The sequence below is a fragment of the Salinicoccus sp. ID82-1 genome (assembly GCF_021991715.1).
Taxonomy (GTDB): domain Bacteria; phylum Bacillota; class Bacilli; order Staphylococcales; family Salinicoccaceae; genus Salinicoccus; species Salinicoccus cyprini.
The window spans coordinates 120,811-142,572 of sequence record NZ_JAGFLY010000001.1 but is presented as its reverse complement, the minus strand read 5'-3'; the positions used below and the strand labels follow the sequence as shown (position 1 = coordinate 142,572).

The following is a 21,762-nucleotide window of genomic DNA, read 5'->3' as shown; positions in this document are numbered from 1 at the left end:
CACCTGATGATAATCAGATTTCTAGCCGTGGATCTGTACAGTGACCACTTTGAGGTACTTGCCGTTCCTATAGCCCTTCACTGTCGGAAAGTCTTTCGGCAGTCCTTTGACATCAGTAAGCGTATACGACCGTCCCGCTTCTGCAAGCGTCCTGTCGATCTGCTTTTTGAACTGGTTCAGCGTAGCGCTTTCGAGGTTCTGGCTAAGTATCAGATGCCCATCCGGTTTCAGTATTTCGAGCGCTGCCCTGATCAGCTTTGGAAAGTCGCGTTCGACTTTGAATACTTTCTTTCCGGAACGGGCAAAGCTTGGCGGATCCATCAGTATTACGTCGAAGTGATGCCTGTTTCTTGCCGCATAGCCCAGATATTCGAATGCTTCCATTATATAGATGTTCTGTCCATCGGTGGACAGGTTGTTTGCATTGAAGTTTTCTGTAATCAGCTCGCGGCTCCGCTTTGCCAGATCGACACTTGTCGTCATCATGCCGCCCTTACGCGCCGCAATGGAAAATGTCCCGCTGTAGGCAAACATATTAAGGAAGGACTTTGCATGATATGGATTCTGCTCCAGTGCTTTACGTGTCTCCCGCTGATCCAGGAACAGCCGGGTCATCGGACCTTCGTCGAGATGCACGCTGTAGGTCACGCCTGACTCGAGCACAGTGATCGGAAACTCGACATTGCCTGTCACTTGGCGATTCTTCACTTCCATTTTGCCCTGATCGCTGAATCGCGTCTGCTCCGTGATGGAATCCGGGTTGAGTTCGACCATCAGTGTCTTGATGATGAGATCACGGATCTTGTAGATGCCGCGGGAGTAGAAAGTGATGAGCAGATGGTCATCATAATTGTCGACAGTGAGTCCGCCGATGCCATCACCGATTTCATTGAATAGACGGAAGGCGGTCGTATCTGCCTGGTTGTACAGCGGTGTCCGCTTCTCCACCGCCTCCCTGATGCGCTTTACGATGAATGTATCATCAATCGTCTCCTGCTCATCATGGGTCAGTATCCAGCCTCTTGTCTTCTGCTCGAAGCTCAGCATGGCGATGCCGATCAGCTTGCCGAATGGATCTTCGACCCTGACGATCTCACCGTCCTTCAGAAAAGTATCATCACTCAGGTCATCTCTGTCGATATTCAGCTGACCATTCATGTATGGCCGTTCATGGCCTTTTTTCAATTGTATCGTATTCATTGGAATGTCTCCCTTTCTGTCATGAAACTATGGAATAGGCTTGCTGCCAGACTGCTCGTCCGGTCATCGATATCAAGTGCAGGTGCCACCTCGCTGATGTCGAAGCTTGTCAGATTCCGGAGTTTGGCAAGCTGTGCAACCATATCATGGATTTCCTGGGACGTATAGCCGTTCTGCGCAGGTGCACTCGTGCCCGGCGCCACACTCTGCTGGACGGAGTCCATGCACAGCGTCGCAAATACTGCATCATATTCCCTGAGCGACCGAAGTGCCCGGGTATAGACATCCGTCTGCCGCACTTCATTCATCGATGCATACTTGACGCCGAAACGGTCTGCCGTCTCAAACAGTGTCCGTGTGTTCCCGGAAGCCTGGATTCCGAAAACGTAGTAGTCGACATTCGGGTCACCGGAGAGGATCTGATGGAACATCGTTCCCGATGACGGCCGCTCATCCCTGAGGTCAAAGTGTGCATCGAAGTTGACGACAGCGAGCCTACTATCCGGAAATGCCTGCCGTACTCCAAGGTAGTGCCCATACAGCGTTTCATGTCCGCCACCGATGATGAGCGGAAACTGATCATTCGACAGCACTTCGGCCACGCTTTGTCCAAGGGCCGCCTGTGATGCTTCCAGTTCTTCATCCCCGATAATGCTGCCGTAGTCGAATACCGGTTTTTCGTAGGGCATCGATGCGATTTTCTGCCGTACAGCGACCGGGCCATCGTAGGCACCAGGGCGGCCTTTATTCCGCTTCACCCCTTCTTCCGAACGAAAGCCGATGAATACCGGTGCACCTGCAGGCGTACTGGCATCCCACTTTTCTATGACCTGGTGGAGCCGCTCCTTGACGGCGGGGTCATCCACCCTGCCCGAGTAGTCGTGATGTTCAATTTTCTTCATAACCTATCTCCCCTTATCGAATTCCTTGAATATGCTGATGATCAGAAGCGGTGTTGTCAGCAGGACGAGAAGAATATTGAACGGCAGTATGAAGAGCGACAGCTCCACATCCTTGAATACCGTAATATACAGGCTGACCGTCACTTTGAGCCATAGGGCGGTGATGAAGATCATCTGCCTGTTGTAGAACCTGTTCTGGGTCATGTTGAAGAATGTTGTAAATAGATAGGCGACCGCAAGTGCCAAGGATAGGAACAAGTTCACCCATTCGTATATATACTGCATGTCCGACAGATTGAAATACCCTTCCGTAAAGACACCCTGCCTGTTATTGAACTCGATCAGGATGAAGATCAGAACGAGTGCACCGAGCAGCAGCTCGATATAGTTCGGCCTGAGCCATGATGGAAACTCGACTTCCATGAACGTCTTCACTTTGTGCAGCAGTCCACTGCGCATATCGTAGAGATGTTTTGAAAATTTGAGATATTCATCCGGATGCAGCCTGCGCCGCTTGTGTTGTCTGGAAAGCGTCGCCGCATCCCCCTTCTTCGGTTTCTTAAGCAGGTTTTTCGATTTCGACAGGAATACACCCACCCATAGCGCCATCAGTGACAGCACCCAGATGATCGCAAAGAACATGTCGATCGACAGGACATCAGTCGGTGACAGTGTCGTTTCTATATTCGAGTACACTGCATTCTGCGTAAAGAAGTAGGCCAGTCCATAGAAGAACAGGATGACCATATAGTGCTCCTTGCGGTGCCTCGGATCCAGATGCTCGTTGAAGATGCTGTAGAGCATATGGACAATGAAGGCAAGCATGAAGAACAGTGCAAACCAGCCGTACACCTGGAACATCAGTAATGTCGTCACCAGGAACAGGACGAACGAAAGACCAAGAAAGAAAAGAGAAAGACCTGTATCGAATTCCGTCGTCCGCCGGATGAGCTGCGCCACCTTGAACATGCCGGCTCCAAACAGGATGAGCAGAATGCCGGCGATGATCGGAAAACCGCCGATGACGATGCCGAGTATATTGATGACTTCCACAAAGAACGCATTGAACAGATCGAAGAACGTTTCGATCCTGGAAATTTCCAATGCCTCTCCTCTGATCCTGCCTGTGTTGAACAGGATGAACAATCCTGATATGACAAAAAACACTCCGAGAAGAATGCTTATGATCACTTCACTTTGCTGTTTCAACCATTTCATTTTCATTTCACCTCAATATCCCTTCCCATTATAGAGGATTTAGTGGTTGAATGCACCGAATCCCCTTTTCATCAAAAATAAATATCCTTTATTTTGTTTAATGGTCCAAAGTGCGGGGTATTTCTCAACTAACAGCAGATAAGAAATAATAATATGTGATATCAAAACAGTTATAACAGGAGTGATTTGAAGTGAATTTCAACGATAAAGAACAAGAAGAAAAGACACAGGAACAGAACGCACCAACGAAGGAAAATCCGCAGGAAGGCATGGATACCGAAGCGGATCGAGATGGTGACAACAACAGCAAAGACAAGCAGTCCGACATGAAGGATGCAGCAAAGGAAGCACGTACTAAAGAAAATCCAGCAGAAGATATCGATACTGAAGCAGACAGAAAAGTCGACAAGGGCAAGGATAAGGAAAGCGATGCGTCCGGTTCTGAAAAGACCGAAGAGGAAATTCAGGATTCATTCGAATAATGGAAAATGCGTTGCCAGTTTTTCTGGCAACGCATTTTTTGTTGATCCGTTCAATTATTTCAGAGCGTGACGGCCGATATCCCGGCGGATGAAAACTTCGCCTTCGTTGAATTTCACCTGATCGACGTTGTGGTAGGCCGAATCGATTGCTGATTCTATCGTTTCGCCCTCGCCTGTCACAAGCAGTACCCTGCCGCCAGCCGTCACCCAACCCTCATTCTCCTGCTTGAGCCCGCTGACGAAGCTTTTCTCGCGTACTGCTTCAAAATCGATGGTATGCCCCTTGTCATAGGAACCCGGATAGCCGGCGCTCGCCAGCATGACGCCGACCTGGTAGCGGGGCGAAAACGTCAGCGTGAACGCCTCTTTCCTGTCCACCTTCTCAAGTACGTCAACAAGATCATCCTCCATCAGGGATAGGAGGATCTGTGCTTCCGGATCGCCGAAGCGCGCATTGAACTCGATGGTCTTGACCCCTTTGTCCGTGACGATGGCGCCGAGATACAGTACCCCGAAGTAGTCCAGCCCTTCAGAGACCATGGCTCGAGCCATCGGCCCCACGATCTGGTCCACTGCTTCCTGTCTCACACTTTCAGGAATATGCCTGACCGGCGCATATGCCCCCATGCCGCCGGTATTCGGCCCTTCATCATTATCGAATGCACGCTTATGGTCCTGCGCGATGATTTCGAATGAATGCGTGTAGTCGCCATTGACGAGTACCATCAGGGAAAACTCCTCCCCTTCCAGAAACTCCTCGATGACGATCGGTGCATCGGAATCCGCCATCAGGGCGTCAAGCCCTGCAAGCGCCTCGTCCATATCGGTCGCCACGATGACACCCTTGCCGGCAGCCAGTCCATCCTTTTTCAGAACGATCGGTGCGCCGACGGATTCTATGTAGCTGTACGCAGCGTCATAATCTGTAAATGCCTTATATCGTGCAGTCGGTATATCATACTTCTCCATGATATCTTTAGTGAAGGCTTTCGAGGATTCGATCTTCGCCTCCTCTTTTCTCGGACCGAAAACTTTGATGCCCCGTCCTTCAAGGTAGTCTGCAATGCCCTCGCTGAGCGGCGCTTCCGGTCCGACGACCACCCACGCCACCTGCTTGCTGGTGCATAGTGCTGCTATCTTCTCGAAGTCGGTCTCCCCGATTTCAGGGACGACTTCCGCGACATCGCGCATGCCATCATTTCCAGGAATTGCATAGACCGTTTCAATACGATCGGACTGCGCGAGTTTTCTCGCCAGGGCATGCTCCCTGCCCCCGCCGCCGATTACTGCAACATTCATCTTGACTGCTCCCTTCATTTTCAAAAATAAAATAGCCGGATCTCTCCGGCTCATATCTCTAGTGCTTGAAATGCCTCATGCCTGTAAACACCATCGACATGCCATTTTCGTTGCAGAAATCGATGGATTCCTGATCGCGTTTCGATCCGCCCGGCTGGATGACTGCCCGGATGCCATTCTCGTGCGCCAGTTCAACACTGTCCGGCATCGGGAAGAAGCCATCACTCGCCATGACGACGTTTTCTCCGAGTTCGAGTGCACGGTTGATGGCAATCTCGAGTGCACCGACCCGGTTCATCTGGCCGGCACCGATACCGACGGTCTGCTTTTCATTCGCCAGCACGATCGCATTGCTTTTTACATGCTTCGATACTTCCCATGCAAGCGCCATGGCAGCCATCTGATCGCGTGACGGCTTGTTTTCGGTAACGACTTTAATATCGGATTCATCGAGTGCGCCGGTATCCTGCGTCTGGACGAGATAGCCACCGGATACGCTGACAAACTCCTCGGCATGCGCGTCTTCATGATAGTCCGCTTCAAGCAGACGGATATTCTTCTTCTGCGTCAGGATCTCGAGCGCCGCCTCGTCATAGGAAGGCGCAATGATGACTTCAAGGAAGATGGAATGCAGCTGTTCGGCCGTCTCACGATTGACCGGCTTGTTCAGTGCAACGATGCCGCCGAAGATGGACTGGCTGTCCGCTTCGTGTGCATTCTTGAATGCTTCCGAGATGGTTTCGCCTGTGCCGACACCACACGGATTCATATGCTTCACTGCAACCGCAACCGGCATCGTGAACTTCTTGGCCAGCTGGAACGCAGCATCCGCGTCGCGGATGTTGTTGTAGGACAGTGCCTTGCCGTGAAGGACATCCGCGTTCAGTATCGTATTGCGATCTTCGGTCGTCCGGACGAGACGTGCCGCCTGATGCGGATTCTCACCATAGCGCAGCGTCTCTTCAGCCTGGCTGAAGTGGTTGACAATCGCCTGGTCGTAGTCGTTCGTATGACGGAAAACCTTGACCATCAATGAACGGCGATAGGCCTCATCAAGCGTATTCGATTCGATGCGCTGAATGATCTCGCCGTAGTCTTCAGGAGAGACGATGGTCGTGACATGCTTGAAGTTTTTCGCAGCCGCACGGAGCATCGTCGGTCCGCCGATATCGATATTCTCGACCGCTTCAGATTCCGAAACATCTTCTTTTGCCACCGTCTCCTTGAACGGGTAGAGGTTGACAGCGACAAGGTCGATGGTTGAAATGCCCTGTGTATCCAGTGCCGCCATATGGTCCTTGTTGTCACGGTCTGCCAGAATGCCCCCATGGACTGCAGGATGGAGCGTCTTCACGCGTCCGTCGAGTATTTCCTCAAATCCTGTCAGATCACTGACATTCTGCACCTTCACACCAAATGATTCGATGACTTTCAATGTACCGCCTGTGGAATAGATTTCAAAGTCGTTGCGCGCCAGTCCACGTACAAACGGCTCCAGTCCTCTCTTATCGGAAACGCTAATGAGTGCCTTCTTCATCGTCTCTCTCCTTCAAAACTTTTTTTATTGCTGCGGGATAGAGTGCATACTCCACCGCATGGATCTTTTTTTCAACATCTTCCAATGTATCCCCTGCTTCGATCAGAACCGGCACTTGTGCAATGATCTCTCCTGTATCGATGCCGGCATCGACATAATGGATGGTCACACCCGTCACCTTCACCCCGTATTCATAGGCATCCCGGATGCCGTCGCGTCCTTTGAAGCTTGGCAGGAGCGAGGGATGCAGATTGATGATGCGGCGATCATAGGTCTCGATGAACTGCGGTGACAGGATGCGCATGAACCCTGCCAGCAGTACGTAGGAAACATCGTGTGCCGCCAGTGTTTCGAGTATCGCCGCTTCATGCGCCGCTTTCTGGTCGAAGTCCTTGCGGCTATGTACGTGATGCGGAATGCCGAGATTCTGTGCCCGCGTAATGGCGAAGGCATCATGCTTATCCGAGATCAGTACGGCAATCTCCATACCGATCCCAGACGCATGACGTGCCAGATTTTCAAAGTTGGTACCGCCACCTGAAGCGAGTACAGCCACTCTAATAGCCATGGATCTTAAGACCGCTTCCTTCGGTCACCTGGCCGATCAGTTCAGGGGATTCTCCAGCCGACTGCAGAATCTCCAATGTCTCATCAACATCTTCCGGATCGACACACAGTATGAAGCCGATACCCATGTTGAATACGTTATAGGCTTCATTCCGGTCCATTTCACCGAGTGATATCAGCCATTCGATGACTTTCGGCACTTTGACGCCGGAAACATCGATATCGATGCCGACATCCGCCGGGAATGCACGCGGTATATTTTCAATGAAGCCGCCCCCTGTAATATGGCTCATCGCTTTGACGTCGATACGGTCGATGACTTTAAGCACGCTTTTTACATAGATGCGTGTCGGTGCCATCAGCAGATCGATGATTGGTGTACCATCAAGATCATCTTCAACATCAACAGAATAGTTATCCAGCCATTTCCTGACCAGACTGTAGCCATTGGAATGGATGCCGCTTGAAGGCAGGCCGATGATACGGTCGCCCGGTTTGGCATGTGAGCCATCGATGTACTTCGTCTTCTCCACAGCACCGACACTGAAGCCGGCAATATCATATTCACCATGGCCGTACATATCACCCATTTCGGCCGTCTCACCGCCGATCAGTGCACAGCCTGCAGCTTCACAGCCGGTCGCTACCCCTTCGACGATATCGGCAATGTGCTTCGGAACGACTCTGTTGACGGCAATATAATCCAGAAAATAGAGCGGTTCTGCGCCTGTCGTCAGAATATCGTTGACGCACATTGCGACAGCATCAATGCCGATCGTCGTATGACGGTCATGATCGATGGCGAGTTTCAGCTTCGTACCGACACCATCCGTCCCGGAGACGAGCACAGGGGATTTCATGTTCAGCTTCGACAGATCGAATGCGGCACCAAAGCCGCCGAGTCCACCGATGACTTCCTTGCGCATCGTGCGCTTGACATGCGTCCTGATCTGGTTGACTGCCTGGTATCCTGCTTCTATATCGACACCGGCATCTCTATATTGTTCTGACATGTCAGACCCCTTTCGTTTTCAGATCCTTCTCCTGCGGGAGGAGACGATCGATGATTTCAATTGGATAATTGCCTGTGAAGCAGGCATCGCACTGGCCTTTCGAGCCATAGGAATAGTACACATCGTGCATCGCATCGACGGAAAGGTAGTTCAGTGAGTCCGCACCAATTTCGTCACGAATCTCCTCTGTCGACTTTGTCGAAGCAATGATTTCTGCATGGGTCGATACATCGATGCCATAGAAGCACGGGTTTTTGAGCGGTGGTGAGGAGACGCCCATATGCACTTCCTTCGCCCCTGCTTTTTTCAGTGCCTTGACGATGAAGCGGCTCGTCGTGCCCCGCACGATGGAGTCATCGATGACGATGACCCGCTTGCCTTCCACAACATCCCGTACAGGCGACAGCTTCATGCGTACCGCACGCTCCCGCGCCTCCTGACCTTTCGATATGAATGTCCGGCCGACGTAGCGGTTCTTGATCAGACCCTGCTCCTGCGGTATGCCGGATGCTTCCGAGAACCCTTTCGCCGCTGCAAGGCTCGAGTCCGGTACACCGATGACGATATCGGCCTCGATATCCATCTCGCGTGCCAGCTGCTGGCCGAGCGATTTGCGGATCGTGTACGTCGATGTGCCGCGAAATTCGGAATCCGCACGGGCGAAATAGATGTATTCCATCGAGCACAGATTCGGTTTCGACACATCCGTGTAGTGGTCGAATTCGATGCCCTGCTCATTCAGCGTGATCAGTTCACCGGGTTCGATATCGCGAATGTACTCGGCACCAATTGCCGTAAACGCACACGTTTCGCTGGCGACGCAATACGCATCATCCACCATGCCGAGCATGAGCGGACGGACACCATGGTCATCGAGTGCGATTGTCAGTGAATCCTCGTCCAGGATGACGAATGCAAAGGCACCCTTCAATTGGCGCAAGGCCGTCTTGATGCGCTGCTTTTTGTCCGGGCTTTTATTTTTACGGATCAGGTGAGCCAGTACTTCGGAGTCCGAGGATGTCTGGAAAATGGCACCGTCATCCTCAAGTGCTTCGCGTACGCTCAGTGCATTGACGAGGTTGCCGTTGTGGGCAAGGCCAAGGTCGCCCTTGTGGCTTTTGAACAGGAACGGCTGGACGTTCGACAGTTCACTGCCGCCTGTTGTCGCATAGCGGACGTGTCCGATGGCATGCGGAAACGTATCAAGTGACATGAGCTGCTCCTTCGACAGTGCTTCCGTCAGAAGACCCATGCCGCGTGCGCCGAACAGGTATTCACCATTGGAGCAGACGATGCCTGCACCTTCCTGCCCGCGGTGCTGCAGGCTGTGCAGTGCAATATAGGTCAGTTCACTGGCTTGTGGATGGTTGAAGATTCCGAACACGCCACATTCTTCATTTAGTCCACGGATGTCATACATTGTGGAATTGCCCCTTCCCAAATACTTGAAATCGTTTCAATGCTTCTGTCGATTGTAAGATCACGTGCTGCGATATGGAACTCTTCATCCGTCAGTCTGCCGATTTCTTTTCCGTCCGTGATATTCTGGCCGGAAGGTGCAATCACGATATAGCGGGACGCATTCTCTGCAAAAAGATCTTCACCGTCGAGGTCAAGTGTCGCGTCGATGCCGAGCTGGTGGAACGCTGAGAGCTGTGCCAGTTTGATGGCGATGCCGCCACGACCGACCGGTGCAATCTTCTTCACTTCTTTATTGATGAGACGCTCGCGCAGGTCCATGCCGCGCGCATATTCCAGTTCAAGGTCGATATGGCGTGTCTGCTTTCTGATATCATTGTCGATCAGCTTCTCGATCTGGCTGCCGGCGAATGCCTTTTCCGTCTCGCCGACGAGGTAGACGGCGTCGCCTGATTCGACTTTGAGATCGGCCATGAAGTTGACATCCTCGATCAGGCCGACCATGCCGATGACCGGGGTCGGCAGGATGGTGCCTTTCGATTCATTGTACAGACTGACGTTTCCGGATACGACCGGTGTCGACAGCGCGGCACATGCTTCAGCCATACCGCGTGTCGATTCGCCCAGCTGATGATAGATTTCCGGTTTTTCCGGGCTGCCGTAGTTCAGGCAGTCCGTCATCGCCAGTGGAACCGCACCGGTGGAAATGATGCTGCGGAAAGTCTGGGCCACTGCTTCCTTGCCGCCATTCAACGGGTCGGCATAGACGTAGCGGCTCTTGCCGTCGATGGCCATCGCAATCGCCTTGTCCGTCCCTTCGACACGCACGATGCCGGAACCGAAACCGGATTTCTGTACCGTGTTCGCGCCGACCTGATTGTCATACTGTTCATATATATAGCGTTTCGAACCGTGTGTCGGGTGGCCGATCAATGCATCGAAGACGATGTTCAGATCCTGATCTCCATAATGATGCGCTGTGTCGTCTATTGCCGGTGCCGCGCCTTCCAGAATGTAGACCGGTGCTTCGTCGGATAGCGGCTGAACCGGAATGTCCGCATATTTTTCGCCGTGGAAGAAAAGCTCAAGACGGTCGGTATCGGTCACTTCTCCGATGACTGCTGCATCGAGCTCGAAGTCTTCGAACATCGACAGGAACTTATCTTCTGTACCGTCCTTGACGACGAGCAGCATGCGTTCCTGTGTTTCCGACAGCATCATTTCGTAAGGTGTGATGCCGGCTTCCCTGACCGGTACCTGATCGAGATGCAGCGCAATACCGGACTCGCCTTTAGCTGCCATTTCAGCACTTGAAGATGTCAGACCGGCTGCGCCCATATCCTGGATGCCGACGAGTTCCGGCTGCTGGATTGCTTCGAGTGTCGCCTCCATCAGCTTCTTGCCTGTGAATGGATCACCGATCTGTACGGATGGACGCTTGGACTCGGATTCCTCCGTCAGTTCCTCTGATGCGAAAGTCGCACCGTGAATGCCGTCGCGCCCTGTTTTCAGACCGACGTAGATGACTTTATTGCCGATGCCTTTCGCCGTCCCCTTCTGGATCTTGTCATGATCGATGATGCCGACACACATTGCGTTGACGAGCGGGTTACCGTCATAGGAGCGGTCGAACTCGACTTCACCGGAGACGGTCGGGATGCCGATGCAGTTGCCGTAGCCGCCGATGCCGGCAACGACACCTCTGAGCAGACGGCGATTGTTCGCTTCTGAAAGTTCACCGAAACGCAGTGAGTTCAAGAGACCGATCGGACGTGCACCAATCGAGACGATGTCGCGGATGATGCCGCCAACGCCCGTTGCTGCACCCTGGTAGGGTTCGACAGCAGATGGGTGGTTGTGGGATTCCACTTTGAACACGACTGCCTGATTATCGCCGATATCCACAACGCCTGCACCCTCGCCCGGTCCCATCAGTACATGTTCGCCGGTTGTCGGGAACTGTGTCAGGAAAGGCTTCGAGTGCTTATAGGAGCAGTGCTCACTCCACATGACCGAAAAGATGCCGGTTTCCGTATAGTTCGGCTGTCTGCCGAGAATTTCGACGACCTTGTCATACTCCTTGTCGGAGAGCCCCATATCGGCATACAGTTTTTCTTCTTTTATCACCTGTTCGTTCGGCTCAGTGAATGTAATCATGTTCTGCCTCCCATTCCGTCATTCTTGCGAAAAGTCTCATGCCGTTGTCGCTGCCGAGCAGTGCTTCCAGTGCGCGCTCCGGATGCGGCATCATACCGAGGACATTGCCGTTTTCATTGATGATGCCGGCGATGTCATTTCTTGATCCGTTCGGGTTATCGTTGTACGTCAGTACAATCTGGTTGTTGGCTACGAGCTGCTGGTACGTTTCGTCGTCACAGTAGTAGTGCCCTTCTCCATGCGCCACCGGGTAGACGACCGTTTCCCCTTCTTCGTACTCGCTTGTAAATGGTGTGTCGTTATTTGTAATCGTCAGCGTCTCATTGCGTGAAATGAAAGTATGTGTATCGTTGAAGATGAGCGCACCCGGCAGGAGGCCGATTTCGGTAAGAATCTGGAATCCATTGCATACGCCGAGCACCGGCTTATTATCTGCCGCCACTTCTTTGATGGCCGCTGTGATCGGTGCCACACTTGCCATCGCGCCGCTCCTCAAGTAGTCGCCGAATGAAAAGCCGCCCGGAATAAGTACGCCGTCGAAGCCGGAGAGCGTTGTTTCACGGTAGTCGACGTATTCCGCTTCGCCGCCCGCCTTGACGATTGCGTTCAGCATATCTCTGTCACAGTTGGACCCTGGAAATCTGATGACTGCAAACTTCATTACTGGGACACCTCTTCGAGCACCTTGTATGAGTACGTCTCGATGACTGTATTGGTGAACAGTTTCTCCGACAGCAGGCGCACACTCTCATCGATCTTCGCGTCATCCGTCTCGTCGATGTCGAAATAAAGCACCTTGCCGACGCGGATGTTATTGATTTCGTCATGATCCAGTTCGTGCACCGCGCGATTCAGTGCTTCACCCTGCGTATCCAGTACCTGCGGTTTCAATGTAACGATCAGTTCTACTTTTTTCATTATTTAAGGGCCTCCATCTTGTTATAGAATTCACTGTACGTATCGAGCAGCGAGCCGGTGCTGTTGCGGTATACATCCTTATCGAAGTTCTCTTTCGTCTCCATGTCGACGATGCGGCACGTATCCGGGGAAATCTCATCTGCGAGAACGATGCTGCCGGCCTTGTCCTTGCCGAACTCTACTTTGAAGTCGATGAGCGACAGCTGCATCTCTTCCATCATCCGGCTGAGGACACCATTTATTTTCAAAGCAGCTGATTTCAGTGCTTCGATTTCATCAGGTGTTGCGAGTCCGAGCATCTCCACATGCGCGTCCGTCAGAATCGGATCGTTCAATTCGTCCTTCTTATAGTAGAATTCGACGAGTGGGGGTGTCATCAGCTGATAGGGCTCGAGTCCGAGACGTTTGACGATGCTGCCGGATGCATAGTTGCGGACGACCACTTCAAGCGGAATGATTTCGACCGAACGGACGAGCTGTTCCGTTTCGCTGATGCGCTCGATGAAATGGGAAGCGACACCATGATCGGCCATATACTGGAAGATATCGGAGGAGATCAGGTTGTTGAGCCTGCCCTTGCCTGTAAGGAAATCATGCTTCTCCCCATTGCCTGCCGTCACTTCATCCTTATATTCGATGCGGTAGACATCCTCCGCCTCTGTACGGTAGACCCTTTTTGCCTTGCCTTCATATAACAGCATCATACTTCGACTCCCTTGATAAATTTTTGCTCGAGCTGGTCAAGCGTAGTGTCCAGATCATCAGTCAGTACAGTAACATGTCCCATCTTGCGGGCAGGCTTGCGCCCTGTCTTGCCGTAGACGTGGACATGCCAGTCGGGTTCGGTGAAAAGCTTCTCTTCAAGGCGATCGAGGTCATCACCAAGCAGGTTCATCATGACCGCAGGCTGATGCTGATGGACTTCGGGCATCGGATGGTCGAGAATCGCCAGAATGTGTGCGTCGAACTGGCTGATGCTGCATGACTCGATCGTATGGTGTGCCGAGTTGTGTGGTCTCGGTGCAATCTCATTGACGTAGAGCTTGCCGTCCTGGTCGATGAAGCACTCGACCGTGAATACACCAACAAAGTGCATCGCAGCCATGATCTTGTCGACTGCTGTTTTCGCCTCTTCCATATAGTCGACACGCGCCGGTGCAATCGTACGGTAGAGTATCTGATCCTTATGCAGATTCTCCTGCAGTGGAAAATAGACGACCTGGCCGCTGACGCTGCGTGCAACGGTCAGTGACACTTCCCGTTCGAGCTGCAGATATTTCTCCACCACCCATTCCGCTTCATCAAATGGAATGTCGAGTGTGTCGAGTTCGGCTTCTGTCTCGATCAGCACCTGGCCCTTGCCGTCGTATCCGCCTGTCGACGTCTTGACGATGACGGGGAGCTGATGGCTTTCGATGAACTGTTCGAGTTGAGCTTTGCCTGCAAGCTTTTCGTAAGGAACGACATCGGCTCCGGAATTCCGGATCGCCGTCTTTTCAAGATCACGGTTCTGAAGTGTCAGGACCGTTTCGGCACCTTGCGGCACATGATAGTCGTTGACGAGTGTGCGCAGAATGTGTGCGTCTATATTTTCAAATTCGTAGGTGACGACGTCGGATTGTTCGCATAGCTGCTTCAGTGCATCAAAATCGCTGAAGGCTGCATGGATGAATGTATGGCATGTGCTGCGTGCCGGTGCATCTTCAGAAGGATCCAGAATGGCAACTCTATAGCCCATCCTGAGCGCGCTCTGCGCCAGCATCTTACCGAGCTGTCCGCCGCCGATGATACCGATTGTGCCACCCAGTCTAATTGAGGTCATTCTGCATCGCCTCCACTTTCTCTTCCAATGATGTCGTGTATGCTTCAAGTTTTTCGTACAGCCCGGAATCGCCCACGGCCAGCATCCTTGCCGCCAGTATGCCGGCATTCGTGCTGCCTGCCTTGCCGATCGCCGTCGTAGCAACCGGTATGCCGCCAGGCATCTGGACGATTGACAGGAGTGAATCAAGACCTTGCAGCGCCTTCGATTCAATCGGTACGCCGATGACCGGTACGTTTGTCATCGATGCCACCATTCCAGGCAGGTGTGCAGCGCCCCCTGCACCTGCGATGATCACCTTGATACCGCGTTCATGTGCCGTTTTTGCATAATCCATCATCATCTCCGGTGTACGATGGGCACTCACCACTTTTTTCTCATAGGGGACCGAAAAAGTATCCAGCATATCGCATGCATGCTTCATCGTCAGCCAGTCCGAAGAACTGCCCATAATAATTCCAACTGTCATGAATAAATACCCTCTCTGCATTCAGATGTTTTTTCCTCATGTATAGCTTAACAATTTGGATATGGATAATCAACCTAAAAGCGAACGTTTTTATTTATTTATATTATATAGTTTGTATTTTGTTATCATTCAGGTTGCTTTTTTAAATAAACATACGGTATTATGTGGGTTAAACGGCTTTACGAAGTCGAATACGTATGGTGTTTATTCTGCTTGAAAATGGAGATTTGAAGCAAAGTCATGGATAATGGAAATGGAATATCATTCAGGAGGCGTTTTTAAATGACAGCAGAACTTTTGAACGGCAGGGAAATTGCGAAGGCCTATCGCGCAGGTCTCGCGGAAGAAGTCGAGAAGTTGAAAGCTCAGGGCATCACCCCGAATCTGACAGTGGTCATCGTTGGAAACGATGGCGCTTCGTTGAGCTACGTCCGCTCAAAAAACAAGGCGGCCGAGAAGATCGGCATGTCTTCCGGCATCATCCATCTGGATGCAGATGTTGCGGAAACGGAACTGCTCGATACGATCGAACGACTGAACAACGATGACACCGTCAATGGCATTCTCGTCCAGGTGCCGCTGCCTGAGCAGATCAGCGAAGAGAAAGTGCTCGAAGCGATTGCCCCACATAAAGATGTTGACGGTTTCCACCCGACGAACATCGGTCGACTCTACACCGGCCAACGCACTTTTGTACCGTGTACACCACTCGGCATCATGGAACTGCTCAAGCACACCGGACCACTGGAAGGAAAGGACGTCGCAGTCATCGGACGCTCCCACATCGTCGGCCAGCCCGTCGCCAAGTTGCTCACTGATGCCCATGCAACTGTTACGTTGATGCACTCCCGGACACAGGGCATGATTGATAAACTGAAACACTTTGACGTCGTCATCAGTGCCGTCGGGGCACCCGGACTCGTTACCGGGATGCATCTGAAGGAAGGCGCCATCGTCGTCGATGTCGGCAATAGCGTCGTCGACGAAAAACTCGTCGGAGACGTCGACTTCGAATCCGCCAAGGCAGTCGCCAGCTACATCACCCCGGTGCCCGGCGGCGTCGGCCCCATGACCATTACGATGGTCCTCAACAATACACTGCTCGCTGCCAAATGGCATAACGGGCTTGAATAGGAGAAACCCCGGATTTCATCTGATTGCGTAATTGCAGTCGGTTGGAATCCGGGGTTTTTGAGTTTATGCGGGGATGTTGAGCGATGAGACACCTAATTGTCACTCGTCGGGCGCACGAACGTCAATTGGACGCCTAATTGTCACTCGTCGGATGCACGAACGTCAGTTGGACTTAAAATTTATCAAATTTTCCTATCTTTGTACTTGCTCGTGACATTAATATCACAGTATTCCCATACTTGCCTCATATTTTTGTAAGCGGCGTGCTTGCCTCTTGATATTGCCTCAAAATGTTTAGCCAGTAAAAAACGAACGTACCTTTCAGACACAATATTATCCACAAAATGAATAATATTTCTAACTCGGAGGTTCCTATCATTACGCAGCACGCCATATTCACAGATGGACCTTAGAACTGCATGTTCTTTGGCTTCTTTATTTCCACACCCCAAACACTTCAGATGATATCTCATCACCATGTGCCGGAAACCGCCGCAGCCAGCACACCGGACGCCTTTCTTCAGTCTTGAATATGCATCATCGTCGCATGCGGGTGCCGGATATGGATTGTCTATAAAATAAGACTCAATCCGGCGACACAGCATATCGATCGGCATCCGCATCACTACACTCCCCTCATCCATCGTCTGCAGGTGCTTCTTCAAAGTATGACGCATCACGAATCTTTCATCGATACCCGCTTCCGATTCAAAAGTAAAGTGCTCATTGATGAAAACAATCAATCCTTCCGCCTGCAGGGATAAATCGATCTGCCGCAGCATGAGATGCACCTTCTCCATCGACCGCTTCAGCTGTACAAAGATATCCTTGATGATGGGGCGTCCATTGACGGACCACCTGCCATTGAGATAGGCGTAGTCCCCGGAGTAGTTCTTCACATCGAAAATGAAGACCCCCGTTTCTGTCACCACCATCGTATCCACCTGCGTCGGCCCGCCGGCATCAATCCATATATCCCGGTACACACGCCATTGTTCATCACCATACCGTTCCATCCAGAAATCGAATGTGCATTCCCCTTCATATCCGATTTCAAGCGCCTCCAGCCTGCGCTGGTCTTCTGTAGACAGCCCCCCTCTGATATCCATGAGTTCCAGCCACTGGTGTTCAATCGTTTTTCTTCTTTTATGCATAATAAAAAACCTCCTTTCCTATATATGGTGGAAAAGAGGCATTTTGATTTTTTTTAGATGTAGATAATTAATATAATTCGAATCAATAAATTAACTATCGCAATTTTATACTAGTTTCTTATGATGATATAGATCAGATAAGCGACATATGCTACAAGCAGTACAGCCCCTTCTTTTCGTCCGATCTTGAAATGCGTTCGTGAGAAGATCAGCAGCAGTACAGTCAATGCAACCATCACCCAGCCATCGAAGAACAGCTTGGATTCGGCAGCGATCGGTGCGACGGTCGCTGCAGTACCTGTTACAAACAGGATGTTGAAAATGTTACTGCCGACGACGTTACCGATTGCCATGTCGCCCTTCCCTTTCATGGCTGCTGTTACAGAAGTCATGATTTCAGGCAGGGATGTGCCCACAGCGACAATTGTCAGCCCGACCAGTGCTTCACTCATGCCGAGCGCCAGTGCGATTTCAGTGGCGCTGCTGACGACCATTTCTCCGCCGATGATGATTGCGACCAGCCCGCCAATTGTGAAAAGAATGTTTTTCAGCCACGATTCACCGACATCCGTGTTCACTTCTTCTACATTGTTCGAACGGTTTTTACGTGCCATCTCGAATACATAGTATAGAAATACTGCGAAGAACAGCAGGATGATCAGACCATCGCCACGGGTGATGATATTTTCTCCACCGCTCTGAAGTGCAATATCCACCATCAGTATCATCATTACAATTGCCGCAAGCAGTGCAAAAGGAATTTCCTTGCGCACGGTTTCACTCTGTACGGTCAGTGGTGCGATCAGCGCAGTAAGACCGACAACGACAGTTATGTTCACAATGTTACTTCCGATGACATTACCGAGGACAACGCCGGAACTCCCATCGATTGCTGCCAGAATGGCAACTGTCGCTTCCGGCGAGCTGGTGCCTATCGCCACAATCGTCAAGCCGACGAGGAGTGGCGACACATTGAGTTTCACCGCAATGTTGGATGCTCCTTCAACAAAATAATCAGCACCCTTGATCAGCAGTACGAAGCCGACGATCAGAAGAATATATTCCAAAGGTTTCAACTCACTTTCCATATAGTTGTTATAGACAGTACATTCCCTTAAAAATCAACTCAAACACAAAAAATTCTTTAGCTGAGCGGAATTACCAATTCTGGTCGCTACGCCCGTCCTTTTCGACAAAAAATGTCACAATGATGAAAAGTAGGAAGGCGATGAGCAGTACGCTGCCGCCGACAATGAAGTAGACTGTTGTGAATGTCTCATTGAAATTGAATGGGTTGAGCATGTAGAAGTACATGCCGCTCGTCAGCATGATGGCGCCGACCATGCCCATTACGCCATGAATATGTACAAGTATTCTGCTCTTCACACGGTATATGCTGTAGAAGATGCCCCATGCAAACATGGACAGCCAGCCGACCAGCAATACATGGGTATGGATCGGACGGATGCTGTAGTCGACTTCACCTGCCATCTGCGACCCGATGAAAACGCCGAGCAGACCGAACAAGGACGCCACTCTGATAAAATTGATTCCCCATTTTCTCTCCATTAAAATGCCTCCGGTTCTCCTGAAATGAAACGATCAGATTTTAAAATTACCTCTTTGCAATCATTATATTACGCCATCCATTGCTTGTATGAAAATATTTTCATTCCATTGTCCCATAAAAAATGCACACACCTGGCCCGGACAGATGTGTACATGGATTGCATATGAAATTGCGGAGGATGTATTTCTAGACTTTCTGCAGGCTCATCTTCGGACCGAATGGCTCGAAGTGGATGCGGGAATCGTCAACGCCCATCTCATTGAGTTCAGTAATCATTGCATTCATGAACACCATGGAGCCACAGATGTAGATTTCACGATCTTCGTTGCCCACGAAATCCTCACGGTTCAGATAGCCCTCAGATTCGCTGAATTTGATTCTGATATCTGCACCTTCCGCTTCAAGAGTCTCAAACTGATCCTTGAATGGCAGGTGCGTTTCGTTGATGGCGCTGTAGAGGAACTTCACATCATTGCCTTTTGCGATGGCTTCTTCTGCCATGGCCATGACAGGTGTAGCGCCGACACCTCCCGCGATGAACAGCAGGCTGCTGTGATCCTCATCGACTTTGAAGTCGCCTGCAGGTGCAGATAGGAATAGTGCATCTCCCACTTCAATTTCGTCGTGCATGTAGTTGGATACGACACCTTTCGTATCGTCGGTACCTTCACGCTTCACAGCGAACGTGATGCCATCCACTGTTTTATTTGAACAGATGGAATAGTGGCGCAGCGCTTCATATGGATAGTCAGCCGGTTTCACTTTTACAGTAATGTACTGTCCAGCTGTAAACGACTTGTCCACTTCATCGGAATCCACTGTAAATCTGACGATGTCTGGCGTCATGAATTCTTTCTTTTTGACAGTGAATGGTCTGAAGCCATCCCAGGCTGCACTCTGGTACATATCCTGCTCCACATCGATGAATACTTGGGCGATCTGATTGTAGTAGTCGCCCCAGGCATCGATGATTTCAGGTGTTGCCTGATCACCGAGCACTTCCTGTATGCCTTCGAGAAGATGCTTGCCGACGATCGGATAGTGTTCCGGTTTGATTTCAAGGGCACGGTGCTTATGGGCGATGCCGACCACATGCGGCACAATGGCTTCCAGATTGTCGATGTGCTTGGCGGCTGCAAGTACTGTCATCGCCAGCGCCTTCGGCTGATTGCCGACTTTCTGGTTTGTCTGGTTGAAGATGTTGAGAAGTTCAGGGTGTGCTACGAACATGTTCTGATAGAATGTTGTTGTGATTTCAGTTCCATGTGCTTCGAGTACTGGGATTGTGGCTTTGATAACATCTTTTTTAGCTTCCGTAATCATTTGAATAACCCCTTCAATTAAAAAATATATATTTAATACATCTTTATCTTAATCTTTTGAAATATAAATTACAACCTTTTGTGTTTAAATTCACAATATGTTCACATAACAATTTTAAGGAGAGCACTTTATTTATATAAAAATGAAATGCGTGTATAATCATATGAAGGAGTTGATTCCATTGAAACTTACATTATATACGGACTATTCCTTGAGGGTTCTGATGTATCTCGGAATGCGGGAGGAAGAAAAGATTCAGATTGATGAGATTGCAAATTTCTATAACATATCTAAAAATCATCTGACAAAAGTTGTCCATAACCTTTCCAAACTCGGATATATTACAACCGTCCGTGGTCGTGGGGGCGGGATTATGCTAAACTATAAGGCAGAAGCAATCAATATCGGCGAAGTCGTCCGGCATACGGAAGACAACTTTCATATGGCCGAATGCTTCTCTGAAGGCAACCAGTGTGTACTTACACCTGTGTGCGGCCTGAGATTCGTACTGAACGACGCACTTGACGCATACTTTGAAGTGCTCGATAAATATACATTGAAAGACATTATTCCTAAAGCAATGTTGAGGTGACCATGATGAACTCAAGCACAGTAATAAAAATCATGGCAGCTCTGCTGCCTGCCGCTCCGATCACCGGCGAACTGCTCGACACGCAGATCAGCCAGGTGAACATATCCGATTCCGAATCCAGCACTGAGGGCGATTCCAAATATGCCGATTACGAAGGTCCGACGATGGAGGAAGAGATTGCTGCTCATGGCGGCAGCAATCCGATCATCAAAGATACCGGCGCCTTCAACGTCCAGGTCGGCGATACCTTCAATCCGTTGGAAGGTGTCTACGCCATCGATAGTCAGGATGGAGATCTGACGGAAAACATTGAAGTCATTTCAGACAACGTGGATACAAGCGAGCCCGGATCCTATACAGTCGAGTACCGCGTCGAAGACTCCAGCAACAGATGGTACGAATATAGACGCGCCATCGAGGTGACCAATGCACCGAGTGATCCCGTACCGATGATTCCACCGACAGAAGCAGAACTTGAAGGTGGCTCGGAAGATTCCGATGAAGAATCTGCGAGTTCAGCCATCACGTTCATCGGCCTTGAAGACATCACCATCCAGCAAGGTGAAGAATTCAATCCGAAGGAAGACGTCGAAATCATCGATGTCGACGGCAGTGATATTACACACCGCGCCTACATTTCAGGCGAAGTCGATACCAGTACACCTGGCGAATACACAATTGCCTACGCAGTTTTCGATCATTTCGGAGATCCACACGCCAAGGCCCGCACCATTACAGTAGAATAAAGATGCAAAGCCGCCTCCTTATTGGAATTGCGGCTTTTTTATATGTCTGAATCTGGAGTTGGAAGAATTAATTATCACTCGCCGAATGCACGAACGTCAGTTGGACGCCTAATTGTCACTCGCCGGATGCACGAACGTCAGTTGGACGTCTAGTTGTCACTCGCCAGGCGCGCGAACGTCAGTTGGACGCCTAATTGTCACTCGCCGGACGCACGAACGTCAGTTGGACGCCCAATTGTC

The 21,762-nt window shown here is 50.7% G+C and carries 22 protein-coding genes; 4 read left to right on the top strand and 18 right to left on the bottom strand.

Going from position 1 to position 21,762, the window contains the following annotated elements; all coding sequences use genetic code 11:
* Window positions 1–21 precede the first annotated feature (21 nt).
* Genes J4760_RS00740 through auxA form a run of 3 tightly spaced genes read right to left on the bottom strand, consistent with a single transcriptional unit; the run spans window position 22 to window position 3,320 of the window.
* Window positions 22–1,200, bottom strand: coding sequence for a class I SAM-dependent rRNA methyltransferase (locus J4760_RS00740; RefSeq protein ID WP_237604479.1), 1,179 nt, complete (start codon window positions 1,198–1,200; stop codon window positions 22–24).
* The gene (gene hutG / locus J4760_RS00735; RefSeq protein ID WP_237604478.1) at window positions 1,197–2,102 is read right to left on the bottom strand and encodes a formimidoylglutamase; all 906 of its coding nucleotides are present in this window, start codon (window positions 2,100–2,102) and stop codon (window positions 1,197–1,199) included. The genes J4760_RS00740 and hutG overlap by 4 nt, the downstream gene beginning before the upstream one ends.
* A gap of 3 nt (window positions 2,103–2,105) precedes the next feature.
* Entirely contained in the window at window positions 2,106–3,320 is a 1,215-nt protein-coding gene (gene auxA / locus J4760_RS00730; RefSeq protein ID WP_237604477.1) for a lipoteichoic acid stability factor AuxA, read from the bottom strand.
* A 191-nt stretch (window positions 3,321–3,511) separates the two neighbouring features.
* On the opposite strand from auxA, the gene J4760_RS00725 reads away from it, so the two are divergent.
* Window positions 3,512–3,802: a hypothetical protein gene (locus J4760_RS00725; protein WP_145284963.1), complete on the top strand. Its 291-nt coding sequence runs from the start codon at window positions 3,512–3,514 to the stop codon at window positions 3,800–3,802.
* 54 nt (window positions 3,803–3,856) lie between these two features.
* On the opposite strand, the gene purD is transcribed toward J4760_RS00725, so the two are convergent.
* Genes purD through purE form a run of 11 tightly spaced genes read right to left on the bottom strand, consistent with a single transcriptional unit; the run spans window position 3,857 to window position 15,003 of the window.
* A complete protein-coding gene (gene purD / locus J4760_RS00720) occupies window positions 3,857–5,101 on the bottom strand; it encodes a phosphoribosylamine--glycine ligase (protein WP_145284960.1) in 1,245 nt (414 codons plus the stop codon).
* A gap of 58 nt (window positions 5,102–5,159) precedes the next feature.
* Window positions 5,160–6,638, bottom strand: coding sequence for a bifunctional phosphoribosylaminoimidazolecarboxamide formyltransferase/IMP cyclohydrolase (gene purH, locus J4760_RS00715; protein ID WP_237604476.1), 1,479 nt, complete (start codon window positions 6,636–6,638; stop codon window positions 5,160–5,162).
* Entirely contained in the window at window positions 6,619–7,206 is a 588-nt protein-coding gene (purN, locus tag J4760_RS00710) for a phosphoribosylglycinamide formyltransferase (RefSeq protein ID WP_186365446.1), read from the bottom strand. Before purN ends, purH begins: the two co-directional genes overlap by 20 nt.
* Window positions 7,196–8,218 carry a phosphoribosylformylglycinamidine cyclo-ligase gene (gene purM, locus J4760_RS00705; RefSeq protein WP_145284955.1) on the bottom strand — a complete coding sequence of 341 codons (1,023 nt, stop codon included), beginning with the start codon at window positions 8,216–8,218 and terminating at the stop codon, window positions 7,196–7,198. Before purM ends, purN begins: the two co-directional genes overlap by 11 nt.
* 1 nt (window position 8,219) lies before the next feature.
* The gene (gene purF / locus J4760_RS00700; RefSeq protein ID WP_237604475.1) at window positions 8,220–9,638 is read right to left on the bottom strand and encodes an amidophosphoribosyltransferase; all 1,419 of its coding nucleotides are present in this window, start codon (window positions 9,636–9,638) and stop codon (window positions 8,220–8,222) included.
* Window positions 9,617–11,794, bottom strand: a complete 2,178-nt coding sequence (purL, locus tag J4760_RS00695) for a phosphoribosylformylglycinamidine synthase subunit PurL (RefSeq protein ID WP_237604474.1) — start codon at window positions 11,792–11,794, stop codon at window positions 9,617–9,619. Before purL ends, purF begins: the two co-directional genes overlap by 22 nt.
* Window positions 11,778–12,455 (bottom strand): phosphoribosylformylglycinamidine synthase subunit PurQ, encoded by a 678-nt coding sequence (gene purQ / locus J4760_RS00690; RefSeq protein WP_237604473.1) that lies wholly within the window; start codon window positions 12,453–12,455, stop codon window positions 11,778–11,780. The genes purL and purQ overlap by 17 nt, the downstream gene beginning before the upstream one ends.
* A complete protein-coding gene (purS, locus tag J4760_RS00685) occupies window positions 12,455–12,712 on the bottom strand; it encodes a phosphoribosylformylglycinamidine synthase subunit PurS (protein WP_237604472.1) in 258 nt (85 codons plus the stop codon). The genes purQ and purS overlap by 1 nt, the downstream gene beginning before the upstream one ends.
* Window positions 12,712–13,416, bottom strand: a complete 705-nt coding sequence (gene purC / locus J4760_RS00680; RefSeq protein WP_237604471.1) for a phosphoribosylaminoimidazolesuccinocarboxamide synthase — start codon at window positions 13,414–13,416, stop codon at window positions 12,712–12,714. Before purC ends, purS begins: the two co-directional genes overlap by 1 nt.
* Entirely contained in the window at window positions 13,413–14,534 is a 1,122-nt protein-coding gene (gene purK / locus J4760_RS00675; protein WP_237604470.1) for a 5-(carboxyamino)imidazole ribonucleotide synthase, read from the bottom strand. Before purK ends, purC begins: the two co-directional genes overlap by 4 nt.
* Entirely contained in the window at window positions 14,521–15,003 is a 483-nt protein-coding gene (purE, locus tag J4760_RS00670; RefSeq protein ID WP_237604469.1) for a 5-(carboxyamino)imidazole ribonucleotide mutase, read from the bottom strand. The genes purK and purE overlap by 14 nt, the downstream gene beginning before the upstream one ends.
* A gap of 282 nt (window positions 15,004–15,285) precedes the next feature.
* On the opposite strand from purE, the gene J4760_RS00665 reads away from it, so the two are divergent.
* Window positions 15,286–16,137 (top strand): bifunctional 5,10-methylenetetrahydrofolate dehydrogenase/5,10-methenyltetrahydrofolate cyclohydrolase, encoded by an 852-nt coding sequence (locus tag J4760_RS00665; RefSeq protein ID WP_145284936.1) that lies wholly within the window; start codon window positions 15,286–15,288, stop codon window positions 16,135–16,137.
* A 182-nt stretch (window positions 16,138–16,319) separates the two neighbouring features.
* On the opposite strand, the gene J4760_RS00660 is transcribed toward J4760_RS00665, so the two are convergent.
* The 4 genes from J4760_RS00660 to J4760_RS00645 form a co-directional block, all read right to left on the bottom strand.
* Window positions 16,320–17,291: a nuclease-related domain-containing protein gene (locus tag J4760_RS00660; protein ID WP_237604468.1), complete on the bottom strand. Its 972-nt coding sequence runs from the start codon at window positions 17,289–17,291 to the stop codon at window positions 16,320–16,322.
* Window positions 17,292–17,401: 110 nt separating this feature from the next.
* Entirely contained in the window at window positions 17,402–18,358 is a 957-nt protein-coding gene (locus tag J4760_RS00655; protein WP_237604467.1) for a calcium/sodium antiporter, read from the bottom strand.
* A 91-nt stretch (window positions 18,359–18,449) separates the two neighbouring features.
* Window positions 18,450–18,860, bottom strand: a complete 411-nt coding sequence (locus tag J4760_RS00650; protein ID WP_237604466.1) for a hypothetical protein — start codon at window positions 18,858–18,860, stop codon at window positions 18,450–18,452.
* Between the two features lie 187 nt (window positions 18,861–19,047).
* On the bottom strand, window positions 19,048–20,184 hold the full coding sequence (locus tag J4760_RS00645) for a globin domain-containing protein (RefSeq protein ID WP_237604465.1): 1,137 nt from the start codon (window positions 20,182–20,184) through the stop codon (window positions 19,048–19,050).
* Window positions 20,185–20,365: 181 nt separating this feature from the next.
* On the opposite strand from J4760_RS00645, the gene J4760_RS00640 reads away from it, so the two are divergent.
* Together J4760_RS00640 and J4760_RS00635 are read left to right on the top strand one after the other, a co-directional pair.
* Complete coding sequence (locus J4760_RS00640) at window positions 20,366–20,776, top strand: RrF2 family transcriptional regulator (protein WP_237604464.1); 411 nt, start codon at window positions 20,366–20,368, stop codon at window positions 20,774–20,776.
* A 2-nt stretch (window positions 20,777–20,778) separates the two neighbouring features.
* Window positions 20,779–21,522: an immunoglobulin-like domain-containing protein gene (locus tag J4760_RS00635; RefSeq protein ID WP_237604463.1), complete on the top strand. Its 744-nt coding sequence runs from the start codon at window positions 20,779–20,781 to the stop codon at window positions 21,520–21,522.
* Window positions 21,523–21,762 lie beyond the last annotated feature (240 nt).

Excerpts from the sequence above, each read along its gene's own strand:
- purK (WP_237604470.1), bottom strand. The coding sequence starts at position 14,534 with ATGACCTCAATTAGACTGGGTGGCACAATCGGTATCATCGGCGGCGGA.
- purE (WP_237604469.1), bottom strand. The coding sequence starts at position 15,003 with ATGACAGTTGGAATTATTATGGGCAGTTCTTCGGACTGGCTGACGATG.
- hutG (WP_237604478.1), bottom strand. The coding sequence starts at position 2,102 with ATGAAGAAAATTGAACATCACGACTACTCGGGCAGGGTGGATGACCCC.
- purL (WP_237604474.1), bottom strand. The coding sequence starts at position 11,794 with ATGATTACATTCACTGAGCCGAACGAACAGGTGATAAAAGAAGAAAAA.
- purD (WP_145284960.1), bottom strand. The coding sequence starts at position 5,101 with ATGAATGTTGCAGTAATCGGCGGCGGGGGCAGGGAGCATGCCCTGGCG.
- J4760_RS00645 (WP_237604465.1), bottom strand. The coding sequence starts at position 20,184 with ATGATTACGGAAGCTAAAAAAGATGTTATCAAAGCCACAATCCCAGTA.
- purH (WP_237604476.1), bottom strand. The coding sequence starts at position 6,638 with ATGAAGAAGGCACTCATTAGCGTTTCCGATAAGAGAGGACTGGAGCCG.
- J4760_RS00660 (WP_237604468.1), bottom strand. The coding sequence starts at position 17,291 with ATGCATAAAAGAAGAAAAACGATTGAACACCAGTGGCTGGAACTCATG.
- J4760_RS00665 (WP_145284936.1), top strand. The coding sequence starts at position 15,286 with ATGACAGCAGAACTTTTGAACGGCAGGGAAATTGCGAAGGCCTATCGC.
- J4760_RS00635 (WP_237604463.1), top strand. The coding sequence starts at position 20,779 with ATGATGAACTCAAGCACAGTAATAAAAATCATGGCAGCTCTGCTGCCT.
- purM (WP_145284955.1), bottom strand. The coding sequence starts at position 8,218 with ATGTCAGAACAATATAGAGATGCCGGTGTCGATATAGAAGCAGGATAC.
- purS (WP_237604472.1), bottom strand. The coding sequence starts at position 12,712 with ATGAAAAAAGTAGAACTGATCGTTACATTGAAACCGCAGGTACTGGAT.
- J4760_RS00740 (WP_237604479.1), bottom strand. The coding sequence starts at position 1,200 with ATGAATACGATACAATTGAAAAAAGGCCATGAACGGCCATACATGAAT.
- J4760_RS00650 (WP_237604466.1), bottom strand. The coding sequence starts at position 18,860 with ATGGAGAGAAAATGGGGAATCAATTTTATCAGAGTGGCGTCCTTGTTC.
- auxA (WP_237604477.1), bottom strand. The coding sequence starts at position 3,320 with ATGAAATGGTTGAAACAGCAAAGTGAAGTGATCATAAGCATTCTTCTC.
- purN (WP_186365446.1), bottom strand. The coding sequence starts at position 7,206 with ATGGCTATTAGAGTGGCTGTACTCGCTTCAGGTGGCGGTACCAACTTT.
- purQ (WP_237604473.1), bottom strand. The coding sequence starts at position 12,455 with ATGAAGTTTGCAGTCATCAGATTTCCAGGGTCCAACTGTGACAGAGAT.
- purC (WP_237604471.1), bottom strand. The coding sequence starts at position 13,416 with ATGATGCTGTTATATGAAGGCAAGGCAAAAAGGGTCTACCGTACAGAG.
- purF (WP_237604475.1), bottom strand. The coding sequence starts at position 9,638 with ATGTATGACATCCGTGGACTAAATGAAGAATGTGGCGTGTTCGGAATC.